This is a genomic window from Ktedonobacter sp. SOSP1-85 (assembly GCF_016587415.1).
In the GTDB taxonomy this organism is placed as follows: domain Bacteria; phylum Chloroflexota; class Ktedonobacteria; order Ktedonobacterales; family Ktedonobacteraceae; genus Ktedonobacter.
Genome location: NZ_BNJI01000001.1, coordinates 6191241 through 6202940, shown reverse-complemented (window position 1 = coordinate 6202940; position 11700 = coordinate 6191241). Strand labels below are relative to the sequence as shown.

Sequence of the window (11700 nt, the reverse complement as noted above, 5' to 3'; positions counted from 1 at the left end):
AAGGAGGCATGGGAGCACCAAAGAAAGCCGATTGGCGAGAAGAGAGGCGCAAACGCGCCTGGGAACTGAAACGACAAGGATGGAAACAAAAAGATATCGCAGGAGCTCTGGGGGTCACGGAGGGAGCGGTGAGCCAGTGGATGACAAGTGGAAGAGAAGGAGGGGAAGAAGCGCTTAAAGCGCATCCGGCGAAAGGAGCCACGCCCCGCTTGACGGCAGAGCAGCAAGCCCAAATCCCAGCCGTGCTGGCGAAAGGAGCGTCAGCCTATGGATTTCGCGGGGATATCTGGAATAGCCGGAGACTGGCGGTGGCGATCAAACGAGAGTTTGGAGTGAGCTATCACCCCGATCATTGTGGGTATCTGGTACGTAAGCTGGGTTACAGCATGCAGAAACCGGTCGAACGAGCCACCCAACGCGATGAGCAAGCGATCAAGTGCTGGAAAACGCAGCGCTGGCCCCATCTAAAAAAAAAGCCGAGCAGGAACGCCGCACGATAGTCTTTGTCGATGAAGCGGGCTTTTATCTGTTGCCGATGGTCGTGCGAACCTATGCTCTGCGAGGGCAGACACCAGTGCTGCGTGTGAGGCTGACGCGCGATCATCTCTCCGCCATTGGAGGGATCACAAAGACCGGACGGCTCTTCATGCAGATGCAAGAGCGGGCATACAACGCCGAGGATGTCGTGCGTTTTTTGCGGATGTTGTTGCGCAAGATCTCGGGCCCACTCCTGGTCATTTGGGATGGATCTCCCATCCACCGCGCAGAGGTGGTCAAGCAGTTTCTTTCAAGTCCGATGGGCAAACGGGTGCATCTGGAACGCTTGCCTGGCTACGCCCCTGAGGTGAATCCGCAGGAACAGGTGTGGAACCTGCTCAAACGTCGCGAACTCAAGAATCTGTGTTGTCGGGATCTGGCTCACCTGCGTCAGGAACTCGTGCGTGCCAAAGAGCGTCTTCGCCATCGACGAACCATTCTTCAACACTGCTTTGCCTATGCTCTTGATGAGGTTTAGTTGTTTCTCACGAGGTCAATAGGGGAGCTATCAACAGTGGTATTGGACAGCCAGCACCTTCTCCCCCAACGTCTGACAGAGGCGCAATTCCAGTTCGCGTATCCCCAACTAAAGCAAGCGCTCCACGACCTGCTGTGAGGCACCTCAAGGAAACAGAAGATGGGTTGGGCTGAGGTTTCTGGCCTCAGCCCAACCCATCTTCTCTTGCTAAGATTCGCGCTACGAGACGAATTTCTTCTTGCTGTTGAGGTAATCTACCAGCAGATACTCACCGAGATTATCTTTGTCGGCATAGAAGGTACGACCGCGGTTGATCTCTGCCATCTGGTTGACGAAGGCCACCATCCAATCATCGTCATAGAGCATGAAGGTGTTGATGGTAATACCGTCGCGCGTGCAGCGCTGGACCTCCAGCAGGGTCTGCTGCTCTGCGTAGGGGCTGGGGAAGGCGAACTGCCAGCCACCATAGCGTTCCTCATACCAGACGGTCGGGCCGCCATCGGTAATCATGATGATCTGCTTGTTGACGCCCCGATGCCTGGCAAGCAACTGGCGAGCCAGCATCAGTCCATGCGCCATATTCGTGCCACGATCATTGTCGTAGCGGCTCAACTCCATCAGTTCGTTGGACTTGTATTCACGTGCGACAAACGAGAAGCCTACGATATAGAGGTTATCACGTGGGAACTGCGAGCGAATAAGGCTCTCCAGCGCCACCGAAACTTTCTTCGCCGCCTGCTGACAACCGTTATAGACCATGCTCAGGCTCATATCGATCATCAACACCGTTGAAGACTGGGTCATAAACTCTGTACGATAGACCTCAAAGTCGTCCTGCTGAAGCGCGAGCGGCGTTCCCGCGCCCTTGCGGTTAATGGAGTTCATCAGCGTCTTTTGCAGGTCGAGCAGGAAGGGGTCGCCAAACTGATAGGTCTTGCTCTCGTCAGTTCGCTCGCCACCAACCCCGCGGAAGGGGCTGACATGACGGCCAAAGCCGTCACGCTTGAGCTTGTTAAAGATGTCCTGCAAGGCCTTCTGACCGATCTTGCGAATACCGCGCGCGGTCAGCTCCCAACGGTTGCCTTTCTTCTCGATATAGCCCGCCTCCTCAAGGGTCTTCATCAGTTCCTTGAGCTGCTCTATCGATTGGTACTCGTCATCGCCAAGCAGTTCTTTGACCTTGTCGCTATCAATGGCTCCCAGTTCATCGAGGCGCCGCGCCTCCTGTAACTGGTCCTGCAGACCCTCCATCTGCTGTAGTCGGCCCATCATACGCATGGCCTCGTTCAGAGGCAAGGTTTCATTGCCTCTAAAGGGGAAACGCGTCCTGACCTGCTCCATAGGAGCGACCGCCTCCAGGTTTTGCGCCAGTTCGAGCATATCGACGCGGATCCGGTCATCACCCATGAGTTGATCCATGAGTTGTTGCAGTTCCTGGCGCTGCTCAGGCGAGAGGTTATCCATGATACCCTGCATCGCCGCCTGCTGCATTTGCATCTGCTCGATGAGATCATCCAGCGAGTTGACTCCAGGGAAGTAGTGCCCGTGCTTCTGCATAAAGGAGTCGAAGTCGGGTTCAAGTCCCTGCTGGCGCTCTTGCAACATCTTGTTGAGATCGCGAATCATCTCACGCAGATTCGCCACATCTTCCTGGGTCATGTTCTGCAACGACTGCTGCATACCCTGGAAGTATTGCTGCATCATCTGCTGCTGCAAGCTTGCCAGTAACTCCTGGAACTGTTCGCGGGCCTGGTCATCCATGAAGTCATACTCGGAGAGCTGCTTGATCTGCCCAGGAATATCCTGGGGCAGGCCCTCCAGGTACTCTTGCTTGCGCTTGGCGATCATCTCCAGCATCTTGCGCATCTGCTCAGGCGAGAGCTGGTCGCCACCGGCTCCCTCCTGGCCCGAAGTACCCTCCTGCCCCTGCTGGCCGGGCTGCTGACTCTCCGCTGAAGGAGATTCAGAGCCGGAGCGAGCAGATGGCTGTTGCCCGGAGGATTGCTGGTTCTCGCCTCCAGGCTGTGGCTGACCCTGTTGTCCAGGTTGCTGCTCGCCATTTTGTGCATCCAGGCGACGCTGAATGCCTTCGCGCTCCAGTTGCTTGATCTCTTCCAGTTTTTCGCGCAAGTCATCCATCACGCCGGAGGCCATGTTATAGCGATTGAGCTGCTCGCTACGATTCTGGCGCAAGCGCTCCATGATCTCACGCAGCCCCATGGCCTGCCGCCCATCCTCGTTGCGCACGCCATCTTGCATCAAGCGCCGAAGCGCCTGTTGCAGGTTGCCGTTCTCCATGTAGTCATCGGAGAGCGCTTTGAGGATATCGTCGGCATCAAGGCCATCGATACGCTGTGAGCCATCCCAGCGGGTATAGCCGTAGCGATTCTTTATAAAGCGTTGAAACATAGCGCGTATCCTTTAGTGCCTCTCCGGAAACCTGAGCGCGCTTGTCCCCGAATGGGGGAAGCGCTAGTCGCGTGAGCGACGTTGGTTTCCGCATAAAAGTTACCGACGATAGCGCACCTTGCCTCTGACCTCATCCTTGTTGAGACGCCGATTCAGGTGCAGCCCTTCGAGAATAAACTCAATGGAGGAGGCGATGCTCGCAGGGTTGCCGCGTCCATTCAGCTTATCAATAGCCTTACTCAAGCCTCCCACTTTGGAAAGCTGGTTGACGTACTCCATGGACGACATATCATCTCCAACCTGGACATTCAGGCCCTTCTCAAAACCCGCCACCAGTTGGTCAAAGTCGCGCTGCTCGAAGTATTCGCCGAAGATGTTGAGGATAGCCGAGTTAATCAGTTTCTGGACCACGCGCTCCTCTTTGACATCCCCTACCGCGTCCAGCTCGATCTTGCCACAGGTCGAGGCCAGAATCGCCGAAAGGTCGCTCACACGCGGCACAGCCGAGCGCTCGTTGAGGCGCAGGGCGCGACGCACAGCGTTGCTCAGCACGTTCTCAAAGTTTGAGACCGACACGCGCACACTGACACCTGAACGCTGGCTAATGTCGTTACTGATGCGCGCCAGTTGTGTGACCTCAGCGATTACTTCCTTCATAAACTTGGGGACAACGATCTCAAGCCCCTCGGTCGGGAAGTGCGTGCTCTCGGCCTCCATGATATTGATCTCATGCTCAAGGCCGCGGGGATAGTGCGTGCGGATCTCCGAACCGATACGGTCCTTCAGCGGCGTAATGATACGCCCACGATTGGTATAGTCCTCGGGGTTGGCGCTAGCCACCACGTAGACGTCCAGGGGCAGGCGAATTTTGTAGCCGCGAATCTGCACATCGCGCTCTTCCATGATGTTGAGCAGGCCCACCTGAATACGCTCAGCCAGGTCCGGCAGCTCATTGATACAGAAGATACCGCGATTGGTGCGTGGGATCATGCCATAGTGAATGGTCAACTCGTCCGAGAGATAGCGCCCCTCCGCCACACGGATGGGATCAACCTCACCCACCAGGTCAGAGATCGTTATATCCGGAGTCGCCAATTTTTCACCATAACGTCGATCACGGGGCAACCAGGCGATCTCTACCTCTTCGCCAGACTGGGCGACTTTATCGCGACATGCCTTACAAATCGGCTCATAGGGACTGTCATTTATCTCACATCCCGCGATCACGGGAACCTCGTCATCCAGCAGGTTCGCCAGGCTACGGGCCATACGCGTCTTGGCCTGTCCTCGCTCACCAAGGAAGATGATGTCCTGACCTGAAAGGATGGCATTCTCGATTTGAGGAATAACCGTCTCTTCATAGCCAACAATCCCAGGGAACAACTCTTCACCTGCGCGAATCTTGGCAATCAAGTTTTTGCGCATCTCCTCTTTGACCGAGAGCACCTTGTAGCCACTTGCACGCAACTCTCCAATAGTTCGCGGCCGAGTAGTGATTGACATTGAGTTTCTATGCTACCTTTCTTGGGGATTGGCTTCATGTGGACGCATGCGAGAGAGAGAGGAAACAGTATTTGCTCCTGCATGGGCCCCACGATACCAGACAGAGGTGGAACCACTATGATTCTACAGCCTGACACAAGAAAACGCAAGAGACAGGATATAAGCCCATCTATGTTATTTATGGTAGATAGTGAAGAGTCCCCTGGCGGCCGCCAGGGGACTCTTCACTATCTACCATAAGACTTTAGCGGCCACTCAACTCCGCGACCTCGGCCATGTCGGGGGTGCGCGAGGGCAGGTGTTGGGGCATACTCGTGACCACAATACCTGGGCGGAAGAGCAGCGCGGCCTTCAGACGCAAGGCCGTCTGGTTGTGCAGGAAATGCTCCCACCAGTGCGCGACCACAAACTCGGGCAGAAGCACGGTGATTGTAAATTCGGGATAGAGCTCTTTCACCGAATCGATATAATCGAGGATTGGGCGATAGAGCGAGCGATACGGCGACTCAATCACGACCAGCATGGTCTTATCATCGCTTGGCAGGCGTTTGGCCCAATCCTGCCAGGTCGCACGCACCTTGTCTGTATCCCCTTCATCGATCGAGACATGGACCGCGACCACGTTTTGCGTAATCGAGCGCGCATAGGCGATACTCTGGACCGAGACGCGATCCATAGCTGCAATCGGCACAATAAAGAGATGCTTGATCTCCGCCGCGCGTCCGGGCACCGTCGTGGTTCGCTGCCGCTCAACGCCATAATAGTGCTTATGAATGCTCATAAACATCAGCACCAGAATCGGGATCAGGATTACGACGACCCAGGCCCCCTCTAAGAACTTCGTCGAGGCAATCACCAGCGCAACCACCAGTGTAGTACAGGCGCCCAGCGCGTTAATACTGATCTTGCGCTGCCAGCCGCGCTCCGTCGAGCGCAAGCGCCACCAGTGAATGACCATTCCGCTCTGTGAGAGTGTAAAGGACATGAAGACACCGACAGCATATAGGCCGATCAAAGCATCAGTGCTCCCCTTAAAGATGATCAGGAGCGCGCTCGCGAAAATAGCCAGGACAACGATACCCGTTGAGAAGGCCAGGCGATCACCACGGAAGGCGAACTGGTGCGGCAAGAAATGATCGCGCGCCAGCAGAGACGCCAGGCGGGGAAAGTCAGCATAGCTCGTGTTTGCCGCCAGCACCAGGATAAAGAGCACTGACAACTGGAAGATGGGGAAGAAGAAGGCAAAAGGTCCCTGAAAGACCCTCTGCGCAATCTGGGCGATAACGGTAGGATTGCCACCAACTTGAGGCGTGACACCATAGGCCATAGCCAGCAGGGTGATACCAATAAACAAAGTCGCCAGGATACTAGCCATCCAGGTCAGCGTGATGGCTGCGTTTTTCGTCTCCGGCTTTTTAAAGGCAGGCACGCCATTGGAGATGGCCTCAACACCCGTCATGGCCGAACAGCCCGAGGCAAAGGCCTTGAGGATCAAGAAGATCGAGACTGGCTCCGTACCTGTTATGCCTGTAGGAGGATGGAAAGCAGCCATAAAAGGTTGCTGATCGATGAGATAGGCCCTGAAGAGTCCACCAACGATCATGATCACAGCGCTTGCGATAAAGAAGTAGGTGGGGATGGCAAAGACAGAGCCAGACTCACGAATACCGCGCAGGTTCACAATCGTAATCAAGATCACGAGCGCAACATCGATGGCAACCACATACGGTCCCAGGCCCTGAAAGACCGAGGCAAGGTTCTGGACGCCTGAGGAGACGCTTACCGATACTGTGAGGATATAGTCAATCAAGAGCGAGGCCGCGGCGACCAGGCCAGGCAGAGTACCCAGGTTATCCTTGGCGACGATATAGGAGCCACCACCACCGGGATAGGCGGGAATCGTCTGGCGATAAGAGATGGCCACAATGGCCAGCAAGAGCACAATGGCGATGCTGATGGGAAAAACTATACCAGTTGCCATCGCCCCTGCCGCGAGCAAGGCCACCATACTGGCCTCGGTCGCGTACGCGACCGAGGAGATCGCATCCGAGGAGAGCACTGCCAGGGCTTTAAACTTGGTTAAGCGCTCGTGAGCAGCCTGGGCAGTAGTGAGTGGCGAACCAATTAAGAAGCGCTTGACCCGGTAGGTGACGCGCTCACTGCCACTTCTGGGGGCTAGTGAGGCCTCCGTCGCCTCCAACACTCCTTCTCCAACACGCCGGAGTGAGGAATGACTTGGGCGCACAATGCGAATACGCTCATGCCCTGGCAACTTTCCTGGGACCAGTTGCGCACGGGCCAGAAGCGAGGGATCCTCCTCCCTTAGTAATCCATCTTGTTCGTCTGGCGCTTGCTTAGACGAAGCCACAGCCTGACCTACCGGTTCATACTCCTGCGAGGAAGCCTGAACGTCCTTGTGCTCCATGAATCAAAACCCTTCTCTATGTGTATGTACAGGCATAGCGCTCCACTGTGTCTTTCTTAAATGCTTGCCTCATAGCATTTATACCTTAGGATACCTAAAGATAGTCTAAAGAAATGGAGAAGAGCGCTAAAAATTTGCTCCTCACTCCCAGCGACATGCTCAAAAAAAATACTCAAAGCACACACAAACCCTCAAAAGCACCTGCCTCACCCCTACAATTAAGAGCAGAAAAACGCTGGGGTAGAAAGGCTTGTGGCCTTTCTACCCCAGCGTTTTTCTGCTCTTAATTAACCTGCGCTCGCTCCAGGGGAACGACATGGATATCGACATTGACGTGTAAACGCAGCAACTTGTTGACCACTGAGCCGAAGAAAAACTCCTCCAGGCGCGTATGCGTCGGTTGGCCAATGACCAGTTGCGTAATCCGTTGCTCGCGCGAGACCTGGGCCAGGGCGGTCGCAATGTCCTGGCTCTTGAGGCGTACGACTTCAGCTCCAAGGTCCTCTGCGAACAAGGCATGTTCCTCCAGACGCTGCTTCGCCTCTTCAAGGTATCTCTTTGCTCCACTGCCATATTTAAGCAAAGCCAGGATCTGGCGTTGCAGAGCCGTATATCCTTCAAGTTCGATAGAGACCGCGACCAGGTCCGCGTGCAGGCCATGGGCCAGGCGCCAGGCGTCACGAATAATGAGTCGGCTCTGAACGCGATGATCGAATCCGACCAGCACACGCTCATTGGTAGCCCAGGCGCCGGTAATGGCGTGCCCAGTCATATATGCCTGTAGCTGCGACTCGGCTTTATTGGCGGTCAGGCGCAGGGCGATCTCGCGCAGGGCCGTCAGGTTGCCCTCGCGAAAGAAGTTCTTCAGCGCCGGTTCAATACGCTCAGGTGGATAAATATTGCCATGCAGCATTCGCTGTCGCAAGGCACTGGGGGCTATATCGACCAATTCTACTTCATCAGCCTGGTCGAGAATCGAGTCGGGGAGCGTCTCACGCACGCGAATGCCGGTGATATTCTCAACCAGGTCATTCAGACTCTCCAGATGTTGGACGTTGAGTGTTGTAATCACATCGATGCCGGCATCCAGAAGTTCCTGCACATCTTTATAGCGCTTGCGATGCTTTGAACCCGAGACATTGGTATGCGCCAGTTCATCAACAAGTGCGACTTGGGGATGCCGTGCTATAACAGCATCCGTATCCATCTCCTCCAGCACCACTCCACGGTAGCCAATTTTCTTGCGCGGCACGATCTCCAGGTCGCCAATCTGCTCGGCGGTATTCTGGCGCTTATGTGTCTCGACATAGCCAACGACAACATCTGTGCCACGCTCTTTCCGTCGTCGCCCCTCGTTAAGCATCGCATAGGTCTTACCGACGCCAGCGGAGGCGCCTAGATACACGCGGAGATGACCACGTCCTGGCGTCGGATCGCTCACATCGTCGAGTGACGTAGGGGATGGAACCCCTACGTCACTATCGCGTAGTTTATACCGATTCAGCAGCGCTTCAGGATCTAGGCGTCCATCCTCACGCCGATTATTATTAGGATTTGACGTGTCCATCATTATCCTGGTGTTACTAGCTTATTTACCGTCTAGCGCTAAATTAAGCTCAAGGACATTCACATGCTCTTCGCCCAGAATCCCCAGGAAACGCCCCTGGACATGCTTCATGATCAATGCCCGCACCTGGTCCTCACTCACACCTCGCTCTTTAGCGATGCGTGGTACCTGGAAGAGAGCGCCCGCGACCGAAATGTCTGGGTCCAGGCCCGAACCCGAAGTGGTCACCAGGTCAACCGGCACTGGCACCCCCGGATTCTCCTTCTGCAACTCCTTCACCCGCGCCTGAACCGCATCCTGTAATGTCTTACTGGTTGGACCCAGGTTTGATGCAGCGGAGTTCTGCGCATTGTATGGCTCACTCTTACTGCTATCGGTCACTGAAACCGTCGCGGAGGGACGGCCATGAAAGTATTTCGGCGCGGTCCAGTACTGCCCGATCAGGTCTGAGCCAATCACCTGTCCATTAACGGTGTGCAAGCTACCATTGGCCTGGGAGGGGAAAAGCAGTTGCGCCAGCCCCGTTACAATACCAGGATAGAGTAACCCCGTAACCACTGTCAATAAAAGGGTCAGCACTATCGCTGGACGAATTTGCTTCTTCATCTCAAGAGCCATGTCTCTCTCTCCTTCCGCAACTCCTACGCGAGATGCAACAACACGAGCAGCAGGTCAATCAATTTAATGCCAATAAATGGGACAATCAAACCACCTACGCCGTAGATGAGCAGGTTGCGCCGCAGCAGTGGACCCGCCCCTAGCGGCTTGTAGTTGACGCCACGCAGGGCCAACGGAATCAAGAGAATAATGATAATCGCGTTAAAGATGACTGCCGAGAGAATCGCGCTATGTGGCGTTGCCAGATGCATAATATTGAGCGCATTCAGCACCGGAAACGCTACCGAGAACATCGCCGGAATAATGGCGAAGTATTTGGCGACATCGTTAGCAATACTAAAGGTGGTCAACGCGCCACGCGTCATGAGTAACTGCTTCCCAACCTCGACGACTTCGATCAACTTGGTCGGATTCGAGTCCAGGTCGACCATGTTCGCGGCCTCTTTCGCCGCCTGGGTGCCTGTATTCATGGCCACGCCGACATCTGCCTGCGCCAGGGCGGGCGCGTCATTGGTGCCATCACCAGTCATAGCCACCAGGCGACCACCCGCCTGCTGCTCCCGAATCAGCTTCATCTTGGTCTCGGGCGTGGCCTGAGCCAGGAAGTCATCGACACCAGCCTCTTTGGCGATAGCGCCTGCGGTCAGCGGATTATCGCCTGTGATCATGATGGTGCGAATACCCATCTTGCGCAACTGCTCAAAGCGCTCACGCATACCACCCTTGACGATATCCTTTAGCTCGATTACACCGAGCAAGCGCGCCGAACCATGGGCGCCGCCATTGTCGGCCACCACGAGCGGCGTACTACCAGCTCGCGCAATATCCTCTACCAACTGCGTCAGCTCTTCGCTGGCAGAGCCACCATTCTCAGCTGCATATCGATTAAGGGCATCACCAGCACCTTTACGAATCGAGCGTGTACCAGCCCTGGTTTGGAAATCGACCCCACTCATACGTGTCTGAGCCGAGAAGGGGATAAAGATCGCCTCATCTGTATTGGCAGAAATCTGCAGACCATACTGCTCTTCGGCAAGCTTAACAATGGAGCGGCCCTCGGGCGTCTCATCAGCCAGGCTCGAGAGCAGAGCCGCCTCAGCCAGCTCGCGCTCTTCAATGCCCTTCAGGGGTACAAAGCGGCTCGCCATGCGGTTACCAAGCGTGATGGTCCCTGTCTTATCCAGCAGCAACACATCCACGTCACCCGCGGCCTCAACGGCGCGTCCGCTCATCGCCAGCACATTGCGCTGCACCATGCGGTCCATGCCCGCGATACCAATCGCGGAGAGCAGGCCACCAATGGTCGTTGGGATGAGGCAGACCAACAACGCGATCAGGGTCGTAATCGCCACCGGGCTGCCCGAGTAAATGGCGAACGGCTCCAGGGTGATGACCGCCAGCATAAAGATGATCGTCAGGCTGGCCAGCAGGATGTTGAGCGCGATCTCATTTGGCGTCTTCTGGCGCGCCGCACCCTCGACCAGGGCAATCATGCGATCCAGGAACGACTCACCAGGGTTGGCACTGATGCGCACCACGATCCAGTCAGAGAGCACCCGCGTGCCGCCAGTGACCGCGCTACGATCACCACCACTCTCGCGAATCACGGGTGCGGACTCACCCGTGATCGCCGACTCATCCACCGAGGCCACACCCTCAATGACATCGCCATCACCTGGAATTACCTCGCCAGCCTCGACCAGGACCAGGTCACCCTTGCGCAGATCGGGCGCCTGTACCTCGGTGAAACCTGCCTGGCGCTCGCTTGTCTTCAGGCGCTTCGCCATCGTTGAGGTACGTGTGCTGCGCAGCGCGTCGGCCTGGGCCTTACCACGCCCCTCGGCCATGGCCTCGGCAAAGTTAGCGAAGATCACTGTAAACCAGAGCCAGAAGGCAACGCCCAGAGTAAACCACATCTCGCTTACAGGGCCTTGAAGTAGCAGCCGCACCCACTCAATCGTCGTAATGACGCTACCTACCTCGACCACAAACATGACCGGGTTTTTCAACTGCCAGCGCGGATCTAGCTTCCTCAATGAATCGACCATCGCCCGGCGCAGGATTGGACCATTGAAGATGGAGCTGGCGCTCTTGCGTCGTGTCTTCCACTGCTTCGACTCTAACGACTCTGTCTGCTCTATGGTATCAGTCTCTATACTCATT

The 11700-nt window shown here is 55.8% G+C and carries 9 protein-coding genes; 3 read left to right on the top strand and 6 right to left on the bottom strand.

The annotated features are described in order from the left end of the window. Window positions 1-8 precede the first annotated feature (8 nt). From KTE_RS47755 to KTE_RS49725, 3 genes are read left to right on the top strand one after another with little or no spacing between them, the layout of a single operon-like run. The gene (locus KTE_RS47755) at window positions 9-500 is read left to right on the top strand and encodes a winged helix-turn-helix domain-containing protein (protein WP_236600252.1); all 492 of its coding nucleotides are present in this window, start codon (window positions 9-11) and stop codon (window positions 498-500) included. Next, the gene (locus KTE_RS47750; protein WP_236600253.1) at window positions 437-1015 is read left to right on the top strand and encodes an IS630 family transposase; all 579 of its coding nucleotides are present in this window, start codon (window positions 437-439) and stop codon (window positions 1013-1015) included. Before KTE_RS47755 ends, KTE_RS47750 begins: the two co-directional genes overlap by 64 nt. Then, entirely contained in the window at window positions 1016-1153 is a 138-nt protein-coding gene (locus KTE_RS49725) for a DUF1731 domain-containing protein (RefSeq protein ID WP_374226787.1), read from the top strand. Between the two features lie 81 nt (window positions 1154-1234). Here KTE_RS49725 and KTE_RS25925 read toward each other — a convergent pair whose 3' ends face one another. The 6 genes from KTE_RS25925 to kdpB all read right to left on the bottom strand — a co-directional run bounded on the left by KTE_RS25925 (window position 1235) and on the right by kdpB (window position 11699). Continuing rightward, complete coding sequence (locus KTE_RS25925; RefSeq protein WP_201386104.1) at window positions 1235-3424, bottom strand: VWA domain-containing protein; 2190 nt, start codon at window positions 3422-3424, stop codon at window positions 1235-1237. 99 nt (window positions 3425-3523) lie between these two features. Continuing rightward, entirely contained in the window at window positions 3524-4927 is a 1404-nt protein-coding gene (locus KTE_RS25920) for a sigma 54-interacting transcriptional regulator (RefSeq protein WP_201383383.1), read from the bottom strand. A 244-nt stretch (window positions 4928-5171) separates the two neighbouring features. Next, a complete protein-coding gene (locus KTE_RS25915; RefSeq protein WP_236600574.1) occupies window positions 5172-7352 on the bottom strand; it encodes an APC family permease in 2181 nt (726 codons plus the stop codon). Between the two features lie 283 nt (window positions 7353-7635). Then, the gene (locus tag KTE_RS25910; RefSeq protein WP_236600573.1) at window positions 7636-8922 is read right to left on the bottom strand and encodes a universal stress protein; all 1287 of its coding nucleotides are present in this window, start codon (window positions 8920-8922) and stop codon (window positions 7636-7638) included. 18 nt (window positions 8923-8940) lie between these two features. After that, complete coding sequence (gene kdpC / locus KTE_RS25905; protein ID WP_374226825.1) at window positions 8941-9525, bottom strand: potassium-transporting ATPase subunit KdpC; 585 nt, start codon at window positions 9523-9525, stop codon at window positions 8941-8943. Between the two features lie 35 nt (window positions 9526-9560). Continuing rightward, window positions 9561-11699, bottom strand: coding sequence for a potassium-transporting ATPase subunit KdpB (kdpB, locus tag KTE_RS25900; RefSeq protein WP_201386102.1), 2139 nt, complete (start codon window positions 11697-11699; stop codon window positions 9561-9563). Between the last annotated feature and the right edge of the window lies 1 nt (window position 11700).

What these genes read in the sequence shown, in the direction of transcription:
- KTE_RS47755 (WP_236600252.1), top strand. Translation starts at nt 9, where the DNA reads ATGGGAGCACCAAAGAAAGCCGATTGGCGAGAAGAGAGGCGCAAACGC.
- KTE_RS25925 (WP_201386104.1), bottom strand. Translation starts at nt 3,424, where the DNA reads ATGTTTCAACGCTTTATAAAGAATCGCTACGGCTATACCCGCTGGGAT.
- KTE_RS25920 (WP_201383383.1), bottom strand. Translation starts at nt 4,927, where the DNA reads ATGTCAATCACTACTCGGCCGCGAACTATTGGAGAGTTGCGTGCAAGT.
- KTE_RS25915 (WP_236600574.1), bottom strand. Translation starts at nt 7,352, where the DNA reads ATGGAGCACAAGGACGTTCAGGCTTCCTCGCAGGAGTATGAACCGGTA.
- KTE_RS25910 (WP_236600573.1), bottom strand. Translation starts at nt 8,922, where the DNA reads ATGATGGACACGTCAAATCCTAATAATAATCGGCGTGAGGATGGACGC.
- kdpC (WP_374226825.1), bottom strand. Translation starts at nt 9,525, where the DNA reads ATGAAGAAGCAAATTCGTCCAGCGATAGTGCTGACCCTTTTATTGACA.
- kdpB (WP_201386102.1), bottom strand. Translation starts at nt 11,699, where the DNA reads ATGAGTATAGAGACTGATACCATAGAGCAGACAGAGTCGTTAGAGTCG.